The organism is Nonomuraea fuscirosea, from assembly GCF_003001935.1.
Taxonomy (GTDB): Bacteria; Actinomycetota; Actinomycetes; order Streptosporangiales; family Streptosporangiaceae; genus Nonomuraea; species Nonomuraea fuscirosea.
The window spans coordinates 145,096-165,080 of sequence record NZ_PVNG01000002.1; the positions used below are offsets into that span (position 1 = coordinate 145,096).

At 70.7% G+C, this 19,985-nt stretch carries 15 protein-coding genes and 1 pseudogene; 11 read left to right on the top strand and 5 right to left on the bottom strand.

Going from position 1 to position 19,985, the window contains the following annotated elements:
• Window positions 1-42: 42 nt before the first annotated feature.
• Window positions 43-576, bottom strand: a complete 534-nt coding sequence (locus B0I32_RS04270; RefSeq protein ID WP_106235127.1) for a flavin reductase family protein — start codon at window positions 574-576, stop codon at window positions 43-45.
• Between the two features lie 211 nt (window positions 577-787).
• Here B0I32_RS04270 and B0I32_RS04275 point away from each other — a divergent pair, with 211 nt between their 5' ends.
• The 5 genes and pseudogenes from B0I32_RS04275 (at window position 788) to B0I32_RS04290 (ending at window position 4,867) form a co-directional block, all read left to right on the top strand.
• Entirely contained in the window at window positions 788-1,975 is a 1,188-nt protein-coding gene (locus B0I32_RS04275; RefSeq protein WP_106235128.1) for a thiolase C-terminal domain-containing protein, read from the top strand.
• Window positions 1,975-2,100: pseudogene (locus B0I32_RS61575) on the top strand (zinc ribbon domain-containing protein); the annotation flags it as partial. The gene B0I32_RS04275 and the pseudogene B0I32_RS61575, both read left to right, overlap by 1 nt.
• A gap of 45 nt (window positions 2,101-2,145) precedes the next feature.
• Window positions 2,146-2,412 carry a PhlB family protein gene (locus B0I32_RS61580; RefSeq protein WP_245955648.1) on the top strand — a complete coding sequence of 89 codons (267 nt, stop codon included), beginning with the start codon at window positions 2,146-2,148 and terminating at the stop codon, window positions 2,410-2,412.
• A gap of 912 nt (window positions 2,413-3,324) precedes the next feature.
• The gene (locus B0I32_RS04285; protein ID WP_106235132.1) at window positions 3,325-4,062 is read left to right on the top strand and encodes a GntR family transcriptional regulator; all 738 of its coding nucleotides are present in this window, start codon (window positions 3,325-3,327) and stop codon (window positions 4,060-4,062) included.
• Between the two features lie 202 nt (window positions 4,063-4,264).
• Window positions 4,265-4,867: a GNAT family N-acetyltransferase gene (locus tag B0I32_RS04290; protein ID WP_106235133.1), complete on the top strand. Its 603-nt coding sequence runs from the start codon at window positions 4,265-4,267 to the stop codon at window positions 4,865-4,867.
• Between the two features lie 62 nt (window positions 4,868-4,929).
• On the opposite strand, the gene B0I32_RS04295 is transcribed toward B0I32_RS04290, so the two are convergent.
• A complete protein-coding gene (locus B0I32_RS04295; RefSeq protein WP_106235135.1) occupies window positions 4,930-7,116 on the bottom strand; it encodes a trypsin-like serine peptidase in 2,187 nt (728 codons plus the stop codon).
• A gap of 343 nt (window positions 7,117-7,459) precedes the next feature.
• Here B0I32_RS04295 and B0I32_RS04300 point away from each other — a divergent pair, with 343 nt between their 5' ends.
• The 5 genes from B0I32_RS04300 to B0I32_RS56310 all read left to right on the top strand — a co-directional run bounded on the left by B0I32_RS04300 (window position 7,460) and on the right by B0I32_RS56310 (window position 13,768).
• Window positions 7,460-8,965: a YcaO-like family protein gene (locus B0I32_RS04300; RefSeq protein ID WP_146178034.1), complete on the top strand. Its 1,506-nt coding sequence runs from the start codon at window positions 7,460-7,462 to the stop codon at window positions 8,963-8,965.
• A 96-nt stretch (window positions 8,966-9,061) separates the two neighbouring features.
• A complete protein-coding gene (locus B0I32_RS04305) occupies window positions 9,062-11,215 on the top strand; it encodes an NACHT domain-containing protein (RefSeq protein WP_106235138.1) in 2,154 nt (717 codons plus the stop codon).
• Between the two features lie 134 nt (window positions 11,216-11,349).
• Window positions 11,350-12,564, top strand: a complete 1,215-nt coding sequence (locus B0I32_RS04310; RefSeq protein ID WP_245955572.1) for a S8 family peptidase — start codon at window positions 11,350-11,352, stop codon at window positions 12,562-12,564.
• 193 nt (window positions 12,565-12,757) lie between these two features.
• Window positions 12,758-12,973, top strand: coding sequence for a hypothetical protein (locus B0I32_RS56305; protein WP_146178035.1), 216 nt, complete (start codon window positions 12,758-12,760; stop codon window positions 12,971-12,973).
• Between the two features lie 303 nt (window positions 12,974-13,276).
• Window positions 13,277-13,768 (top strand): peptidoglycan-binding domain-containing protein, encoded by a 492-nt coding sequence (locus B0I32_RS56310; RefSeq protein WP_146178036.1) that lies wholly within the window; start codon window positions 13,277-13,279, stop codon window positions 13,766-13,768.
• A 148-nt stretch (window positions 13,769-13,916) separates the two neighbouring features.
• Here B0I32_RS56310 and B0I32_RS04320 read toward each other — a convergent pair whose 3' ends face one another.
• Window positions 13,917-16,367, bottom strand: coding sequence for a DUF4132 domain-containing protein (locus tag B0I32_RS04320; protein ID WP_106235140.1), 2,451 nt, complete (start codon window positions 16,365-16,367; stop codon window positions 13,917-13,919).
• Between the two features lie 321 nt (window positions 16,368-16,688).
• Here B0I32_RS04320 and B0I32_RS04325 point away from each other — a divergent pair, with 321 nt between their 5' ends.
• Window positions 16,689-17,369 (top strand): copper homeostasis protein CutC, encoded by a 681-nt coding sequence (locus B0I32_RS04325; protein WP_106235141.1) that lies wholly within the window; start codon window positions 16,689-16,691, stop codon window positions 17,367-17,369.
• A 112-nt stretch (window positions 17,370-17,481) separates the two neighbouring features.
• Here B0I32_RS04325 and B0I32_RS04330 read toward each other — a convergent pair whose 3' ends face one another.
• Window positions 17,482-18,624: a DUF6986 family protein gene (locus B0I32_RS04330; protein WP_106235143.1), complete on the bottom strand. Its 1,143-nt coding sequence runs from the start codon at window positions 18,622-18,624 to the stop codon at window positions 17,482-17,484.
• Window positions 18,608-19,909: an FAD-dependent oxidoreductase gene (locus tag B0I32_RS04335; protein ID WP_245955573.1), complete on the bottom strand. Its 1,302-nt coding sequence runs from the start codon at window positions 19,907-19,909 to the stop codon at window positions 18,608-18,610. The genes B0I32_RS04330 and B0I32_RS04335 overlap by 17 nt, the downstream gene beginning before the upstream one ends.
• Window positions 19,910-19,985: the final 76 nt, after the last annotated feature.

Below are 19,985 nucleotides of genomic sequence, written 5' to 3' on the forward strand. Positions count from 1 at the left end.
CGCTGCCGGCCGCTCAGGACGAACGTGGAGCCCGCCGTCCGCTCAGGACGGCTCAAGGAACCCGCCGTTGAACGAGCCGTACCCGCCGCGGAAGAACAGCAGCGGGCCGCACTCCGCGAGCGTGTCGAGCTGGAGCACCCGGGCCACCACGATCATGTGGTCGCCGGCCACGTGCTCGGCCTCGACCACGCAGTCGAGCCAGGCGAGCGCGCCGTCGAGCACCGGGTTGCCGCCGGGGGAGCCGGTCCAGTCGAGGCCGGCGAACTTGTCGCCGCCCTTGCTCGCCATCTGCTTGCACACGTCCTGCTGGGTCTCGGCCAGCACGTTGACCGTGACGGTCTTGGCGGCGCGCACCTTGGGCCAGCTCGTGCTGGTGTGCGCGACGCAGAAGGCCACCAGGGGCGGGTCCAGCGAGACCGAGGTGAAGGAGTTGGCGGCCAGGCCGCACGGACGGCCGCTCAGCGGGTCGACGGCCGTGATCGCCACCACGCCGGTCGCGAACCTGCCCAGCACCTGCCGGAAACGGCGGCTGTCGAGGTGGCCGTTCGGGCTGTGCTGGGATGGGCCCGTCGGCATGGCGGCTCCGTTGCGAGTCCTGCGCTGGTGGGGCGTCGGAAGGCCGCGACAGCCGTCCGGCGCGATGAGCCGGGCAGCGTGTGTGCTCATGGTCCGCCTCCTCGTACGCCGACTGCGCTCATCTTACCAAGCGCTTGCTTGGACGCTAGGGGGAAGCGGAGAAAGGTGTCAAGTCGTACCGGCTCACCTGCGTTGACACGGGCGAAAACGGATGCATAACGTGACGTACGTGCCCAAGCGCTTGCTTGAATTCAGGAACGTGACCGCCATCGCGGGGGTCGGCTACACGCCCTTCACCAAGGACTCCGGCGTCAGCACGCTGACCCTGGCCTGCCGCGCCGTGCTGGCCGCCCTGGAGGACGCCGGCCTGACCGCGGACGAGGTGGACGGCCTGGCCACGCACCGCGTGGGCGACTCCGCGCCGCCCACCCTGGTCGGCCCCGCCTTGGGGCTGAGCGACCTGGCCTGGCACCTGGACCAGTTCGGCGGGGGCAGCGTCTCCCACGCCGTCGTCGGCCAGGCCGCGCTGGCGGTGGCCGCGGGCCTGGCCGAGACCGTCGTCTGCTACCGGGCCATCAACGCCCGCTCGGAGTTCCGCATGGGCGGCACCGGCCGGGGTGTCCCGGTGAGCCCGGAGGTGCAGTACCAGGCCCCGTACGGGTACGTGGCCCCGCCGCAGCAGTTCGCCATGTACGCCCGCGCCCACATGCTCCGCTACGGAACCAGGGCCGAGCACTTCGGCCGCCTGGCCGTCACCCAGCGCGCCAAGGCCGTCAAGAACCCGCGCGCTCTCATGCGCACGCCCATCACCCTCGACGACTACCTGTCCAGCCGGTGGATCGCCGAGCCGTTCCGGCTGCTGGACTGCTGCCTGGAGACCGACGGGGCCTGCGCCGTGGTCGTCACCACGGCCGAGCGCGCCCGCTCGCTGCGCCGCCCGCCCGTCCTCATCTCCGGCGCGGCCTGGGGCGGCGGCACCTCGCACCTGTCGGGAGCCGGCGCCGACCCCACGGTCACCGCGGCCGCCGCGCTGGCCCCCCGCCTGTACGCGCAGGCCGGGCTCGGCCCAGGGGAGGTGGACGTGGCCGAGCTGTACGACTGCTTCACCTACTCGGTGATCGTCCAACTGGAGGACTACGGGTTCTGCGCCAAGGGCGAGGGCGGCCCTTACGTGGAGTCGGGCGCGACCGCCCTGGACGGCCCGCTTCCGGTCAACACGCACGGCGGCTTCCTGTCCGAGGGGTACGTCCACGGCCTCAACCACGTCGCCGAGGCGGTCTCCCAGCTCAGAGGGGACGCCGGGGACCGGCAGGTGCCGGGTGCGGAGGTGGCGCTCTCGACGTCCCAGCCCGGCTACATCCTGCCCGCCACGTCCGCCCTGATCCTGAGGAGGGCGTGATGGCCTACCGTCCGGAACCCGACCGGGACTCCCGTCCGTGGTGGGAGCGGATCGCCAGGAGAGAGTTCGCGGTACAGGAATGTGCCTCCTGCGGCACGCCGCGCTTCCCGCCGCGGGCCTTCTGCCCGCTCTGCCGTACGGAAGGGTGTCGCTGGCGTGAGGTCGCCCCCGTGGGGACGGTGGAGAGCTGGATCGTCAACCACCAGCCGTTCGTGCCGGGACGGCTCGATCCATACCTAGTGGTAATGGTCCGGCTGGAGGCGGTTTCCGGCTGTCTGGTGTACGGAAATTGGCGATCGGAGCGTCCGCCGGAGCACGGGGAGCGGGTCGTGGGGACGTTCACCGAGGTCACAGAGGATCTGACGGTGCTCGACTGGGCGCCGGCCGCCGCCGGAGGCGTGCATGGTCATCCATCCGGGCGCACGTCCTTGCAGTAGATGACCTTGCCTCGGAAATTGCATTGGTACCGCTGAATCCCACCAGTCCCACCATCACGAAAGGTGCCCCCACGTTCGGCCTCCAGGGTTGATGATGTGGCTGTAGGCGTCGTCGATGCGGACGGCCCGGGACTTGGCGGCAGATGTGATTCGTGCGTGCTGGGTGACGAGCGTGGCCACGAGGTCACGTGAGGCGATCCTGCCCGCCTGCCGCCGCGACACCCGGCCCTCCCGCTCCGGAACCCGGGCCAGCCGCCCCGGGTTCCGGAGCGGGGCGGCCCGTGCGCCCCCGGAACCGAAAAGGCCCCCATCGGGAGATGGAGGCGGCTGTCGTGCGGTTCCCTGGAGGAGAACGCGTCCTGGCGGGCGTGGGGGACCCGCCAGGACGCGCTTCCTTCCCCGTGTGCGACGGCCCAGGACTCCGGCGAGGGATGGAGTCCTAGACCGTTGAGCCGCACACGGAGTCGATGGGGGAACGTGAAGGTCCCTGTCGTCGGCAACGTGCGGCGATGCTTCGAGCTGGACCGACCGGGTCATCGATGTGGTACGTGACGGGGGCGCCACCCTCCTTGTCTCCGACAAAGGATCCGTCTTCGCACCACGCGGTCAGCTCAGTCAGCACCGATGGCGATGGCACGGATGTGCCACTGCACTGGCAGGTGTGGGTGATCACCTGGCGGGGCAACGCGTAACGCAGTAAACGAGTTGCTTCGCGAGGGTCATGCCAGGGCAGGTATGGCGTACCCGTGCGGACCGGCGACACTGGCCTTCACCCCCTCACCGGCCTTTAGATGGATTTGTACCAACGAATGGATGATGGGCCGGTGGACCGGGTTTGGTCAAGGGGTTGTGGCCTGCTAGAACCAGATCGTCTAAATTGTTGGAACAAAAGGGGTGAAAGTGGCAAGGTCGGTGCTGTATCAGCAGGTGGCTTCGGAACTGCGACGAGCCATCTACTCGGGTGTCCTCGGCCCCGGGTCGCAGCTGCCGACCGAGGCTCAGCTCATGGAAGACCATGGCGTGAGCAGGAACACTGTGAGGCTGGCCCTTGGGGAGCTGGTCAATGAGGGACTCGTCACTCGCACGCCACGGCGTGGAACAGTGGTCAGAGACCGCAGACCGCTGCTGATCTATCCGCAGCGGGAGCTGGAGCCACAGCCCAGTGGGGAACTGCGGGAGGCCTTCGCCTATGCCGTCGCGCAGGAAGGCCGCGCGCCAAGCCAGTACATAGAGGTCCTGACGGTGTCTCCAGTAGAGGAGATCGCCAGCAGGCTGGAGCTGGCCGACGGGGAGTTGGCCGTGGTGAGACGCCGTCTGCGGTTCGTGGACGGGCAGCCGTACAACACCAACGATTCCTACTTCCCCCGTGACATGGTCGCCGATTCCGAGATCGCCAGGCCCGGGGACATCGCGCGAGGGGCGAACCGGGTGCTGGAAGAGTTGGGTCATGCGCAGGTGCGCGTCGTCGACGACATCTGGGCCCGCATGCCCAACCAAGAGGAGGCCGAACGCCTCCAGCTTGAGCTCGGCACGCCAGTGATGGTCTATGTCCGAGTGGGTTACGACGGGGCGGACATGCCTGTGCGTGTCGCCGTGTCGGTGTTGCCAGCCGACAAACATCTGATCAGATACGAGCTCGATCGCCGCTGACGAGCTCGTGGGTGAAGGGGTGATCCCGCCGGCCGGGCGCAGCGAGAAATAGCCGCCTCGCTGGCCTAGGGGAGTCGTGCATACTCCCCTAAATCGCCATTTATCCATATATATCGGGATAAGGCCCTATTTCGCCCTAACGCACCGTTGCGTCATCACGCTGTGCGCTGGGGCGGACACCCAACGCAGTGAAGGATTCACTATGCACACGCACACCCTGCTTCACCCTCTCTCCCTCCGTAGAGCGGAACCTGCGGACCTTTCCGGCATCCTCACCCTCCTCGCCGACACCTCCGAGTGGCTGTGGCGGCGAGGACTGCGGCAATGGCCCCGAGGGGGGTTCGGTCCGGAAAGGATCGAGCCGCTCATCGAGGAGCGGGTGCTGTTCCTGCTGGACGACGAGCTCAGATACCTCGACCCCGACGAATCCGCCCCGCCGGTCGCCACCATCGCCCTCGACGAGCACGCCGACCCGGAGTTCTGGCGGCCGGGGGACGACCCGGGGGCCGCGCTCTACGTCCACAAACTGGCCGTCGCCCGTCCCTGGTCTGGCTCCGGCCTCGGGGACGCCCTGCTCGACTGGGCGGGCGCCACGGCCTACGGGGCCGGCCTGCCGTGGCTGCGCCTCGACTGCGCCAAGAACAACCCCGGGCTGCAGAGCTACTACCGCAGGCGCGGCTTCCGTCACGTCCGCACCGTGGACCTGCCGCACCGCTCCTCGGGGGCGCTCTTCCAGCGCTCGTCGGAGGACGTGCCGATCACGGTCTTCCGTGACCTGACCATCGCCGAACTGATCAGCGCCTGACCCGGCCTCCCCACGCGGCCCGGCCCCGACCTCCCGGGACCGGGCCCCCTGGGGCGGCTTGCTCAGGCGTGCGGTGCCGTCTGTGCCGGGGAGCACAGGGAGACGCCGATCTCCTGGGCCACCTCGGCGTGGGCGAGGTACTCGTCGATGTCATGAGCCCGGCCCGTCGCGTTGACCACGGGAGCCTCGTCCGGCCCGTCCTGCCAGCGGTCGCCCAGCGGGCAGCCGATGGCGACCGGGTCGATCGGGCACCAGGCGTTGAACCAGCGGGCGACGCGGTCGGGACGGTACGGCCCGCCGCTGATCAGCCGCTCGAACACGCTGTCCAGGCCGAGCGGGCTGCCCGCGGTCACCAGCAGGTCCACCTCCACCGCCGGGTCGAGCCGGGTGAGCAGATCCATCGCGACCACCGTGCCCAGACTGTGGCTGACCAGCACCAGGCGGCCGGAGCGCGGCATCTCCTGAAGCACGCAGTCCAGCACCGCCTCCCGCACCCGCCGGTCGTCGAGATAGGCGGCCACGTCCCCGAAGACGGCGGCGATGGTCAGGCGGTCCAGGTCGGTGGTGTCGGCGAGCCAGCTCAGCCCGTGGTGGACGGCGTCACCGATCCCTTCCAGACTCGCAGCCCGCGCCGGGGGCAGCCCGGCCTTGGCCGCCGCCTCGACGATCAGCTGCTCGTACAGCCGCCGTGTCGACCCGGTCGCCGGCGCCGCCGCCTCGACGGGATCCCCGACGGCCACCCGCGGCGAACGGTGCAGCGCCTCCAGCGGTCGCATGGCGTCGACGAGCCGCCGCCCGTAGAACGGGAAGCAGGCGTCGGCGGGCACGATGGTGGGCAGGCCCGCCCGGGTGAGCCCGCAGTTCAGCCCGGCGGCCCAGTTGCGGCGCACCTCCTCGGGATCGCACTCCTCGTGGCCGCGGCCGTGCAGGAAGACCAGGTGCTTAGCCCCACCGAACGCGCCCGGCGCGGCGGGCAGCCCCGCGCCGGTCCGCAGGGGCGCGGCACGTACGCCCGCCTCGACGGGCGGCCCGGCCTGGGCCGGCACGACCGATCGCCATGATTCCGGCGGCGGGCCGGATTGCGCATCCTCCGACGGCGGGATCGCTCGTCCGTCCCCCATGGGCGGGGTCGTTCCCTCGTCCGCCGGAAGCGAGAAGGGTCGCCCGTCTGCCGAGGGCGAGGGGGCGGCGGCGCTTCGTACGGTGGTGAGGTCCTGGAGGCCGGACTCCAGGCCCATTTCGGTCAGGAACGCCAGCCGGGCATCGTCGAGCGGCAGCCCGGCCAGGTGCTTGAGGATGACGCTGACACGCACGCCCTCGTTGGAGATCCAGTCGACGGCGTCGTCGCCGTCGCCCTCCCGCCACACCTGCCCGTCGCGCCGCAGGATCCGGCCGCGGTCGTCCGTCCTGGGCACGCCGCTGTGATGGAGCGCCGTCACCTCCCACTGGTCGTTGAAGACGGGAGAGCCGGAACTGCCGGGTTCGGTGTCGGTCTGGTACTGCAGGAAGTCGTCCAGCCGTGCCTCCAGCCGGTTCTCGCGGATCGAGATCTCCTTCAGCCTGCCGCTGGGATGCCCGATGATGTTCACCGGCTCCCCGATGACGAGTTTGCCGGTCTGGACGCTGAGCCTGTTCCAGCCGAACGTCTCCCCGACCGGCAGGCCGGTGGCGTCGGGGACGACCGGGACGAGGGCGAAGTCGAGAGCCTCGTCGGCGACGAAGAAGGCGTCGGGAGCCAGCACGAACCGCTGCGACACCTCAGGGGTGTTGTCCACGGTGACCTGCGCGTCGAACTCCACGACCGCCGAGCGGGCCACGCCGGCGTCGGGGAACACGTGATGGTTGGTGAGCAGCAGCCTGGGAGAGACCAGGAAGCCGGTGCCGATGGGAATCTCGCGGCCGTTCTCGCGGACCGAGATCCGGGCGACCGTACGCGCGGCCCGTACGCCACGGGGCAGGAAACTCCAGGCCTGGAGGTCTTTCGCCACGCCCAGGATGCGCTCGTACATCTTGGGCCGGTCGAGCGCCTCGGTCCTGGTGGCCTCCAGCGCCGCCTCGACCGGAAGCCCGTTGCGCTGGACGAGGCGGGCGGTGCGGGCGGCGAGCATCTCCGGCGTGTCGGGAAACGCCTCTCCCCGCCGCTGCCGGTGGGCGGTGGCGTCGCGGTCGGTGCCGCTCCAGCGATACCGCTTCGCGGCGGCCTTGCTGTGTCCAACCCGGTTTTCACGGACTTCGGTCGCGATATCCATGGCAGCCCGCCACTTCACTCAAAAGGCGTCTCCCTTCGAACGTGCGGGTCGTGGCGGCGCGGCGTCCAGAGAGCGGTACGGTAATTGGCCGCACGTTGACCGACATTTCTGCGTAAGCTGCCCGCCCGCTCTTGTCATCGTGAGTCAAGTCAACTCATTAAACTTGTCATCAAAATGCCTTTCAGTTCTCGGGGTGACGACGCGACTATGATGAAGCGAGGTGAGAAAGGGGGCGGTCCCATGGGAAACGTCGTCGACTTCGTGAAAGTGGAATCGCTGGACCGGCGGGCCCAGCAGCTCACCCAGCCGGAGCTCGACCTGCTGGAGGAGCTGCCGTCCCAGGATGACGAGCAGTAGCCGAGGTCATCACCCGCCGCCGCGCTGCCCGGCTGAGCGCGAAGTGGCGCTGCCCGTCGCCACCCGGCGGGTGCGCGCCACGCTGTCCGCGCTCGGCCTGCGCGCTCGGCTCGTGGACGCGGGCCCTGGCCACGACCCTTGTGCCTGGTGGTGCGACCTGCTGGGCGAGGGGGATGCGGAGTCGGTGGCCTGCGGAATGGGCAAGGGGAGCCGGGAGGAGGCCCGCACGGGCGCCCTCTTCGAGGCCGTCGAGCACTACCTGACCGGCCCGGCGGGTTTCGACCCCGGCACCGTCGCACTGGCCGCCCCGGCCGAGCTCGCCGCCGGGCCGCTGTGCGAAGACGTCTGTGCGGCCCTGCTGACCCGTATGAGCGGCCGCGGGATGGCCTGCGCACGCTACCGAGCCATCGGCGGCGGAAAGCATCCCAGGGACGGCCTCAGCGGGCGCCCCCTCGCCGAAGGCCGTCTCAGCGGGGACGGTCTCAGTGGAGACGGCTTCGGTGGGGACGGCCTCAACTCGGACGGTGTCGGTGGGGACGGCCTCAACCGGGACGGTTTCAGCGGTGGCGACCTCGCCGACGACAGCCTGGGCGGGGGCGTGCTCGACGCGGAGAGCGGCGCCGTCGGGGAAGGCGGGGTGCTGGTGCCTCTCTTCCTGTCGGCCCCCTGGTACCTCGAGGCGGGCTCCGCGCCGCTGCGCGAGCTGCTGGACGACCGCTGCGACTACGCCGACCTCATGCGCTACAGCTGCAACAGCGGCTCCGCGGTCGGCGTCACGGTGGCCGAGGCGCTGCTGCACGCACTCAACGAGGCGATCGAGCGGGACGCGCTGTCCCTGCTCCTAGTACGGGCCTTCCTGGGCGGGCCCGGGTTCCGGCCCCGGCTGATCGATCCTGGGACGCTGCCGGACGGTCCCGCGCGGGCGTACGCGGTGGCCGGGAAGCTGACCGGATCACCGGTGCACCTGCTGGACATCACCAGCGACCTCGGGGTGCCGACCATGCTGGCGTACACGCTGCCCACCTCCCGCCACCCGCACCGGCGCGGCACCGGCACCTCGCTGAGCCCGTCCCACGCCGCCTGGCGCGCCCTCACCGAGCTCGTCCAGACCACGCTCGGCGAACGGCTGCCGGGCGGCACTCACCGGGGCCCCGCCGCGCCGGCGGCGCATCCCGGGCTGCGCGCGTGCTCGCGGTTCGACCTCGGCCGAGCCCTGCGCGAGGCCCGCGTGGTGCCCCTCTCATCCGACGCACCTGCCGGGACGCCTGGTGATCAGGTGCGGACGGTCGTCGCGGCGCTGGCGGCGCGAGGCTTCACCGCTTATGGCCGAACGGTGCACACCCTTCCTTCCGGCGTCACCGCCGTGCACGTGTTCGTTCCTGGGCTGGAGCGTTTCATGCTGGTGACCGACGGGAACCTCGTGATTCCCGGCCGCCGCGGCAGGGCGGCCGCGCTTTCTGCCTCCGAGAACGTATCGCTGCCACGTCTTTGACGGATTTTTGGAAGTCGCCGTCCGATTTTCCGATAATCAACCTGGTGCGGATGATTTCGAGCACTGTTTTCGCGTGAAGCTGCGCATACTGAGTTTATGACTGCTCGATATTGGCGGCAACATAATCGCCTGGGAATGATGTCGGCCGGGGCCACAGTCGTAGCCGTGGTTACGTTCTTGATCGTCTGGCAGTACAAGAACCAGCTGGGGCAACTGGGGCTAGTGGTTGCGGCCACCCAGGTAATCGCCGGCGCGGGTGCCTTGGTCGGCGTGTGCCATCAAGTGTTGCAGTTCGTGTCCTCGTGGCGGCGCAGCCGCGCACCTCTGCCCGCCCCGACCTCCACAGAGATCACCACCGCGAAGGATGTACTTGCGGGCCTGGTGACCCAGCAATGGCGGGACGAGACCGCCCTGCGCTCGTTGTGCGACCCCGCGCCGATGCCGCTGGCCTGGCGCTCGACCGAGCGCCGTGAACTCGCCGATCGCTCCGAGATCATCGCCGATGGGACCGTCGCCTTCTCCGGCCTGGACGTGCACATCGAGGCCATGGTGCGAAACTTCCGCGCCCTGCGCTGCAGGCGGCTGGTCATCCTCGGCGGCCCAGGCACCGGCAAGACGACGCTCGCCGTGCAACTCGTGCTCGAACTCCTGCGCACGCGCGAGCCGGACGAGCCGGTGCCGGTGCTGCTGTCGGCCGCTCGCTGGGACGATCGCGCGCATCCCCGGTTGCAGGACTGGCTGGCCGCGAGCCTGGCCATGGACTATCCCGCGCTGCATGCGGCGGAACTGGGCACCGACATTCCCGAGACGCTGGTGGCGAGGGGAGAGATCCTGCCTGTCGTCGATGGCCTGGACGAGCTGCCCGACCATGCCCGCGCGGACCTGCTGGCCGCACTCAACCGGTCGATGTGCGGGAACGACCAGCTCATTCTCACCTGCCGGACGGAGCAGTTCGCCGAGTCGGTCGAGGAGATCGGCGACGTCCTGACGGCGGCCGCGGTCATTGAGCCGCAGCCCATGGGACCCGAGGTGGCCGCGGACTACCTGCAGGCATGCCTTCCGCCGGTGCCGCATCCGGCCTGGCCTACGGTCATCGAGGCTTTGCGCACAGGCGCGGCACCTGCCCTGGCGGAAGTCACTTCGACCTCGCTGGGCCTGTGGCTGGTCCGTGCCACCTACATCGCCCCGCGCGTGGATCCGTCACCGCTGCTGCGGTACGCGCATGGCAGCGCGACCGAACTGCAGGACCACCTCTGCGACCAGCTCATCCCCGCCCTGGTGAGCGCTAGAACGCCAGCCGACGGCCCGCCGCAACCCTTCAGGCCCCGGCACGCGTGGACTCCGGAGCAGGTCGGCCGCTGGCTCACGTACGTGTGCCGGCAGCTCACCGTGAGCGAGGACGACACCCGCGACATGGCCTGGTGGCACCTGGCGGGCCGGATGCCCAATCGCAGGGTACGCATCTGGTGCGGCGTCGGCATGGGCGTCGTGACCGGGCTGGTGTTCTTCATGCTGACCAAGGGGATGGAGCAGGTAGGCGTGGTGGCCGGGCTGCTGACGGCTTCCGTGGTCATCCTCATGACCGATTCCTGGTTCACCGAGACCCCCGGTCACGCCGAGCTCCAGTTGCGCGGCCGGCTCGCCGAACTGGCCCGCGTGGTCATGACCGCATTGATCATCATCCTTGTCGTGGCGAGCCTCGGCTTCTTGATGGGCTGGTTGTTCGGGAAGCAGTCGATCGATGCCGCCTGGAGTTCCGCGCGGAACACCGGGCTGGCGGGCGTCGGCTTCGTCATCGCCCTCAACCTGATCTACTGGGTCGAGCATCCAACCGTCACGGCGACCGCGCGATCACCGCGCTCGACCTGGCGGGCGGACCGCACCCTGACCGTCATCCGGATGATCAGCGGGCTCCTGGTCGGCCTCATGGCCGGGTTCATCGCCAAGGAGGCCAAGCTCCCCACGACCGTGGCGATCGTCGGCGGGCTGCTGCTCGGCCTGCTGTTCGGCCTCGTCGTCGGCCGGCACCACGCCTGGCTGGCCTACAACCTGACGGTGCCCCGCCTGGCCGCCAAGGGCAGCCTGCCCATGCGGGCGATGGACTTCCTGGACGACGCCCACCGGCTGGGCCTGCTGCGTACCGAAGGGCCGTACTACCAGTTCCGGCACATCGAGCTGCAGCAGCACCTCACCCGTGAACTCCAGGAGAAGGGCGCGGACAAGGCGTTCGAGCCGGTACCACCCTGGTGAATCCTGTGCTCGCCTTTGGCGGTATTCCGGACGTGCCTTGAGCGCGAGCCGAACCGGTGCTGGGAACTGATCCGGGTGGAGCCGGGCAGTTCCGGCCCCCGTCCTGGAAGACGGGTGCGAGGGGGAGAAGTTCCGTGGGTGAGAGATACAGCGTGCTGCGCGACATGAGCGGCGTCAGCACGGCGAGTCCTTTCGAGTCGGCCCGGCCGCCGGGGCCGGAGTCCGCCCGCGTCCTCGCCGGCGGCGAGCCGCACGTCGAGGTGCTCGAACTGGCCAAGCACGAGCTGCGCGAGATCTCCCGCGACCCGGAGGTACGGGCGGTGGCGCCGGTCATGCCGACCACGCTCATCCAGCCGTTCGAGGACGGTTCCGACGAGCGGGCCACGGCCGAGGCGGCGGCCGCCGCGGCCACCTGGGGCGTCAAGGCGGTGGGCGCCGACGTCTCGACGCGGACGGGCGCGGACGTGATCGTGGCCGTCCTCGACACCGGCATCGACGGCAACCACCCCGCGTTCACCGGCGTCACCCTCATCCAGGAGGACTTCAGCGGCTCCGGCGTGGGTGACAAGCAGGGGCACGGCACCCACTGCGCCGGCACGATCTTCGGCCGGGCCGTGGACGGCACCAGGATCGGGGTCGCGCCCGGCGTCACCCGGGCCGTGATCGGCAAGGTGCTCGCCGACGACGGGAGCGGCGACACCGAAGGGCTGCTGCGGGGGATGGAGTGGGCGCTGCGCCAGGGCGCGCAGGTGATCTCCATGTCCCTGGGGTTCGACTTCCCCGGCATGGTGCAGCGCCTGGTCGACCGCGGCCGGCAGCCCAAGTTCGCCACGTCGATGGCGCTGGAGGCGTACCGGGCCAACCTGCGGCTCTTCGACGCGCTCATGCGGATGGTCGCCGCCCGGGAGGCCGTGAGCCCCGGCGCGCTGGTCGTGGCCGCGGCGGGGAACGAGAGCGAGCGCCAGACCGGGCCTGACTTCGAGATCGCCGTGTCGCTGCCCGCCGCCGCCGAGGGCGTCATCGCGGTGGGCGCGCTGGCGCAGTCGCCGACCGGCAACGGCCTGGTCGTCGCGCCCTTCTCCAACACGTTCCCGCAGATCAGCGCGCCCGGGGTCGGGGTGGTCTCCGCCCGGGTCGGCGGCGGCCTGCGCTCACTGAGCGGCACCAGCATGGCCACGCCGCACGTCGCCGGCGTGGCGGCGCTGTGGTGGGAGGAAGTGATGAAGTCGCCGCTGCCGGCCACGTCGTCCACGGTCCTCGCCCGCCTCCTCTCCAACGCCGCAGTCAGCCCCCTGGCCTCCGGCGTCGACATCGCCGACCGAGGCGTCGGCCTGGTCCGCTCCCCGTAGACCTGCTCTCCGCCGGCGCCACGCGGCAGTGGTCGCGCCACGTCAGGCGCGACCCTTCGCGGGCGGCCGTGACGGAGAAGCGGTGGAACGGTGCGGTCGGCACAGTCTCGGCCGCACCACTCCGGCCGACGAAAAGCCGGAGTTCATTCTCTCAACGAAGACCGTAGAGGTCTTTTCCGGAGGTGTTACACGCATGAGTCAAACCGTTGGCATCGACAAGCGCCAGCACGCGTCCAGCGCAAAAAGAGCGCAAGGGCTGGATGAATCCACCAAGGTATGGAACACCATCAACGTATCCAATTCGGATGAGGCCGCCGGCTGGGTCAACCTGGAACCGGCACAAGGCGCAGGTGAGGCCGCCTTCTCCAGCCGGAGCGACGGCTCCGTGGACGTCTACTACTTCATGTAGGGACGCTGGGCGAACGTCGGTTCGCCCAGCGTGAGAACTGGCGGGCCCGGAGTGGAGAAATCATTAAAGATTGGTTGTGCCGGAAAGCGGTATCAATCGTGACTTAGGTGATTCTTCCTCCGGATCCGCTCTGAGTGTTAACGAATACTCAAAACCGCTGATGATCGGGGTCTTTCCGGCTTTTCTGTGATTTGCTGGAGCTGTGAGCCCCGCTTCGGAGCTCGCGGAAATGGAGGCCCACCGTTCGCGGGCGTCGCGAGGCAGTCCGCGGGGCCGCCATCATCCGGCACCGAGGAGGTAGCCATGACGGCACCACAATTCCGCCCACCGCCGCTGTCCTTCCCACCGCCACCCGAGGACACCGACAAGGTCAGGCAGTGGCAGCAGCAGCTGAGGGACCGCGGCTGGCACATCGTCGTCGACGGCGACTACCGCGAGGAGAGCAAGCGTCTGTGCGCCAACTTCCAGATGGAACACGGACTGAAGGTCGATGGCATCGTCGGCCCGAACACGTGGACCGCCACGTGGGAGGCACCGAGCACGAAGGCGCCGCCGTCGCCCGGCCACACCCTGCGCAAGGGTGACATGAACAACCAGCACGTTCGCAAGTGGCAGCGGCAGGTCAACAACCGCGGCTGGCCGGAGCTCAAGGTCGACGGCGACTTCGGGCCCCAGACGGAGAAGATCTGCAAGGAACTGCAGGAGTTCAAGGGCCTGCCGGTGACCGGCGAGATCGACGAGAACACCTGGAAGGAGGCGTGGCTGGAGCGGGTGCCCGTGGGAGCGACCATGTGAGTGCACCTCGCCCGCCGAGGGCCGGCATCCCGTCCAGGGGCCGGCCCTCCCTCCACCCCGGGTGTTCCCGCCGTGCTCGTGGAGCACCTGGTCGGTGTCCGGCCGGTATGATCCCGGCCGGACATGGCCCGGCCGTGGATCGGGCGGGTCAGCCCTTGATCTGTCTCAGGATGCTCTCGTCGGTGATCTCGGTGTCCCTGGCCAGCAGCAGCGCCTTGCTGAGGATGAGCGCCAACCGGCTGTCGTCCTCGAACGGCAGGAACAACCGTGCGTCGGTCTTCCGCCCGGGCACGACGCACAGGTAGACGTCTCCCGGATCCATCAGGACGTTGCCGCTGCCCAGATGGATCTTGTACGTGCGCAGGTCGCCGCGGACGACCAGGAACCGCCCGTCGAGGGTGCAGCGATCGGCGTCGGCCAGGCGCGGCAGGATGCGGGCCAGCGCGTCGCGGCGCACCTCGCCCGAGGCCGCGAGCGTGCCGAAAGAGGTCTCGCGCCAGTAGTCGAGATGACGGCCCTGCCCCCGCTCGGCCCACTCGGGGTCGGTGGCGATCGAGGTCACCGCCACGAACAGGTCCACGTCCCGCATCGCCTCGCTGAACACCAGCGGCGGCACCTCCGCCGGCGGCACCTCCCGCCAGCCGCCGCCGTCGCGCCGGTCGAAGCGGATCCGGCCGGTGAGTGCGTATTCGCCCGGCTCGTCGTGCAGGTAGTCATGGTGCAACGCCACCCGCCACCGATCAGCCGCCGCCCGCGTGCCCTCACCACCGTCTCCTGAGCTGGGCGTCCCGGTGGTCTCGCGGGCGTCGCCCACGTTCCGGGTGGAGAGTGGCCGCGTGGGTTCGCGGGCGTCGCGGCTGCCTCGGGTGCTGATCGTGCGGGTGGCCTCGCCGTCGCCGCCGCCGTCCCAGGGGCCGAGCATCGGGGTCTGCCAGGCGCGGGTCCTGAACAGGGCGTAGAGGCGGCGGTAGTCGACGATGTGGCCGGCGAAGCGCTCGGAGCGGGTCGTGCCCTCCTCGGCCGGAGTCAGCAGGTAGACCTCGCGGAAGGCCTGCTTGAACGGCTGCCTGATCCGTTCTTCGGTGATCCGCTCGCGCCAGCGGAACACCTCGTCCGTCCTCGCGCGGGCCGGGTGCCACAACCGGACCGGCGCGTCCTCCGGCAGGCCGGGCTCCTCCGGCGCGCCCAGTGTGGCCCGCCACTCGCCGGGGGCGTGCTCGATCTCCCAGATCAGCCGGGCCGCGACCGAGGCGGCGACGGGATGCCGGGCAACCTGCGCGAGCCACGTCGCGTACGGCAGCGTGCTGTCCGCCGCGAACCCGGCCTCCAGCGCCCTGGTCATCGTGCTCACCTGCCGGTTGACCTGCTTGACCAGCTCGCGCAGCCGCTTGACCTCCTCGGGATGCTCCTTGCGCACCGCCGCGGGAACGCTCTTGACCGGCCGCTCGCCCTGACGCCAGGTCAGCGCGAACTCGCCGCTTGAACCCGGCGCGATCACGGCCTGGTGCGTGCCCAGCGTCACCTCCATCCGCCCGCCGGGGCCGAACCCCAGGGACGGCATGCGGAGGGCGACCTCGACGCGGTCGGCCAGCCCCGGCTCGGCCCGCTTGATCATGCGGTCGAGCTGCTTGACCACTCCCGCGTGCCGTGTCGCCGTCCGGGCCGCGCGCAGCGCCGCGATCACCTCGGGGGTCGGGAACCGCTCGGCGGCCCTGGCGATCTCGAAGAGCAGCGCCTGCGACGGCGGCGTCTTCGCCTGCGTGGGCGCGACCGCGACCAAGGACAGCAGCGTGCCGAGCGAGTCGGGCAGCCATGGCTCGTCGCGGAACAGGGCCAGCCGCGCGGCCCGGCCGAGCGTCGCCACCTCGGCCCGGGTGAACGCCTTGTCGGCATGGAAGGGCAGCTCGCCGGCGTGGATCGCGGTCAGTCTCTCCCCGGCGCTGTCCAGGGCGGACCGGGCGAAGGCCATGTAGGCGGGCAGCTCCGCCAGCCGTTCCCAGGTTTCGGGCGACTCGGGCGGCGCGCCGTACGAGCCGGGGCCGGTCTCGGCCAGCAGCGCCCGGCCCGCCGGGCCGAAGCTCAGCACCAGGTCGCGCTCGGCCGCCGCCAGCGACGTCGTCGGCTCCTCCGGCATGATCGTCACCTCTTCCATCCCGGCCACCGCCGCCACGGACAGCAGGGCCCACGGTGACTCCAGCCGCCCTTTGGCGATCATGAACTCGATCAGGACCCGCGCGGGCCCGGCCAGCTCGGCCGCGGGCACACCGTCGGGACACCGCAGCAACGCGCCCGCCGCGAGACTCAGATCGGCCCACTTGCGCTTCTCCAGGCCGTCCACCAGCGCTTCGTACAGCGCCAGGCAGGAGGCGGGGGTGAACTCCGGCTGCCGCTGCCGCACCTCGTCCTCCACGAGGCAGCGCATCGAGAACGCCGCGCTCCCCCTGCCCGGCGTCCGGTAGGCGAGGGGCAGCAGGTGGCCCAGATCGCGAGCGGTCAGGCGGGAGCCGTCGGGCCACGGGGCGGGGTAGGCGAGGTCTCGCCCGGTCAGGTGGGGCAGCACCCGCTGGGCCTCGGGGGAGAGCGTGAGGGACGCGGTCATGGGACAGCACGTTGCCGTACGCCACCGACAAAAGCGAGGCGAGGACGCAGCCGCGGGCCCGCCGGAACGTCGCCACCGAGGGCTCCCGCACGCTCTCCGCCTCAGCGGCCTGTGCCCTCCGAGTCAGGCCCGTGCCCTCCGCGTCAGCGGTCCCTGAGCCGGTGGTCGCTCGCCCCTCCGCGTCAGCGGTTCCCCGTGCGTTCCGTAACGGCTTCGGTACGCGTTCCGATTCTCTTTCCGGCGGACCCCGTACGCGCTCCATCCGAGGTCAGACGGCAATCAGTGGCACAAGTGCGCAAAGCACCCTATAACCTCTCCTCCATGACCGGATCCCTGCTCGAGGTGATCGCGCTCAACGTGCGCGACGCCGTGGCCGCCGAACAGGGCGGAGCCGACCGGCTGGAGGTCGTCGCCGACATGGCGGCCGACGGGTTGACCCCCTCCCCTGAGACGGTCGCCGCGATCGCCGCGGAATGCCCCCTGCCCCAGATGGTGATGCTCCGCTGCGACGCCGGCTTCGCCGCCGACCCCGACGTGCTGGCCAGGCTCAGCCGCGACGCCAAGGCTCTGGCGCAGGCCGGTGCGGCGGGATTCGTGTTCGGGTTCCTCGACGGCGGGGGCGTGGTCGACCTGGCGGCCACCGAGGCGCTCATCCACGCGGTCTCCCCGCTGCCGTGGACGTTCCACCGCGCCGTGGACCACGCCGCCGACGTCCAGGCCGCCTGGCGGGCCGTGCGGCTGCTGCCGAACCTGGCCACCGTGCTCACCTCGGGCTCGCCCAGCGGCGTGGGGGACGGGCTGAGGATCCTGAAGACGCGCGCCGACGCCGGTGACGCCTCCATCGTGCTGGCCGGCGGCGGCCTGAAGCCGGTCCACGTGCCGGCCCTGCTCGACTACGGCATCCGCGCCTTCCACGTCGGATCGGCGGTACGGGCGAGCTGGTCGGACCCCGTCGAATGGCGCCTGGTACGCCAGTGGCGGGCCCTGGTCGAACGCGACTGAACCAGGGCCGGCCCGCCAGAAGTACTGAACCAGGGCCGACCCGCCAAAAGTAACGGGGCTCAGGGGCGTGCCGGGGCCGCGCGGCTCAGGGCACGGCGGTGGCTCGGGGCGCTCAGGGGAGTGCCGCGTCCGCGCGGCGCAGGGCCGCGGTCAGCGTGCGGATCGTGGCGGGCTCGTCCATCACGCCGCCCCCGGCCGAGCGCCGCTCCTCCCAGGCCCGCACCCGCTCCTGGTAGGCGTCGTACCGGGCCAGATGGAAGGCGTAGACGGTGGCGAAGCGGCTCACCAGATGCGACGGGTGCATGTCCCAGCCCTGGTAGAACCCGTACCGCAGGGAATGCCTGACCAGCTCGGCGTGCCGCCGCCACAGGGCGTGCACGTCGCGGGTCAGCTCCGAGGCGGGTGAGGCCGCCAGCGACCCGTCCGACAGCTCCACCCCCGTCCCCGCGAACGCCGTCTGCATCACGTGGCGCGCGTGGTCGCAGGCCGGATGGTCGAGCCGCTGCTCGTGCGGCGGCAGCCCGATCGCGGCGGTGTAGTCGAAGACGCCGAAGTGCGCCGCCGCCAGCCGCCCGCCCAGCGACTCGTTCAGGTCGCCGCGCAGGAACGGCAGCGTCTGCGGCGCCTCCACCTGCATCTCGAACCGCAGCCGCACCCCGAACTCGGCCTCCAGTTCAGCCAGCACTGCCACAAATTGTCCGAGATATGCCTCCATCAGGACCTTGGGAAAGGTCACGGTGAAGCCGCCCGGAAGCTCTCCCGCCCGCGTGATCACCCCGGCCAGCAGCGTGCGCAACGTGCGCACCGACCGTTCCGGATCGCCGTCGGCGAACGACTTCACCCGGGGACCCCAGCGCCGCGGCAGCGTCCCGGCCGCGTACATCGAGGCGACGGCCTCGGCGGCCCGCTCCGCGTGCTCGTCCTCGACGGGTCCGGGACGCACGCCGTAGCCGTCCTCGAAGTCGACGCGCAGGTCCTCCACCGGCTCGGTGGACAGCTTGCGCACCACCCGCTCGTGTACGGCGGCCCCCAGCGCGCCCGGCACCCCGAAGACCTCGGTCAGCTCGTCGGGACCGGACAGATGCGCCTTGACCAGGCCGAGCGCGTGATCGCCCCACTCCTGGACCGTGCCCGCGGAGAACCGGTCGGCGGGCACGTAGACGGTGTGCACCGGCTGCCAGCCGGGCGCGGCCATGGGATATCGGGCCTGCTGCAGCCGGTAGGTCCCGGCGAAGCCCTCAGGGACGGCACGCACGGAGCATGGCCTCCAGGCCGACGAGCTTGACGCGCTCGCCCCGGTTGAGCGACAGGGCGAGCGCGGCCTCGGCGGCCTCGATCGCCTGCCATTCCTCGTACGTCACCGGCCGCACCCCCCGCTCGGCCAGCACCGCGTCGATGCCGGGCCCGCCGGCCCGCACCCCGCCCGCAGAGTCGGCCAGGAGCGTGCGGACCGTCTCGGCCGCGTCCGACTTGTTGGTGCCGATCACCCCGGTGGGCCCGCGTTTCAGCCAGCCCGCCACGTATTCGCGCTCGCGCACACGCCCGGCCTCGTTCGGGACGGTCATGGTCGCCTCGGAGAACGGCACCCCGGGCAGCGGCACACTCTGGTAGCCGACCGAGCGCAGCACCATGCCGACCGGCAGCGTCTCGTACACGCCGGTCCCGACCACGCGTCCCTCCTCCGACAGCCGGGTGCGCTCCAGCTTGATGCCCTCGACCCGTTCGGCGCCGAGGATCTCGACCGGGCGCATCCAGAAACGCACGTCGAGCCGGCGCGGCCGGCCCACGGGCTCGCGGCCGGCCCACTCCTGCAAAATCTTGATGTTGCCCTGCACCTGGCGCGGGAAGTCGGCGCCCAGGACGACGGCCTCCTCGGGGCGCACGCAGACGTCGGCGTTGGCCAGCTCGCCCAGCTCGCGCAGCTCCTTCAGGGTGAACTTGGCGTGCTCGGGGCCGCGGCGGCCGATCATGTGGATGGCCTTGACCTGGCTCGCCTCCAGACGTTCGAGCACCTCGTGCGGCACGTCCGTGGCGCGCAGCTCCTCTGACGTCTTGGCCAGCACGCGGACGACGTCGACCGCCACGTTGCCGACCCCGATCACCGCGACCTCGGAGGTGTCGAGCGTGAACCGGTCGGGATCGACGTCGGGGTGCCCGCAGTACCAGTTGACGAAGTCGGTCGCCGCCACGCTGCCCGGCAGGTCCTCGCCGGGGATGCCGAGCCTCCGGTCGACCATCGCGCCCGTGCAGTAGACCACCGCGTCGTAGGCGCCGAGCAGGTCCTCCACCGACAGGTGCGCGCCGAGCGTGACGCCGCCGAGGAAGCGCACCTGGGGCAGCTCCAGCACCCTGCGCAGGTAGTTGGCGATCGACTTGATCGAGGTGTGGTCGGGCGCCACGCCGTATCTGACCAGCCCGTACGGGGTCGGCAGCCGCTCCAGGACATCCACCTCGACCGGTTCCGCCGACTGCTTGACCAGCGCCTCGGCCGTGTAGATGCCGGCTGGGCCCGATCCGATGACCGCCACGCGCAACGCCACGTCGCCTCCCTATGCCGGTGATCGTGCACCACGGGACGTGCGTCCCACCAGATACAACCGGCCAGTGTGATCGATG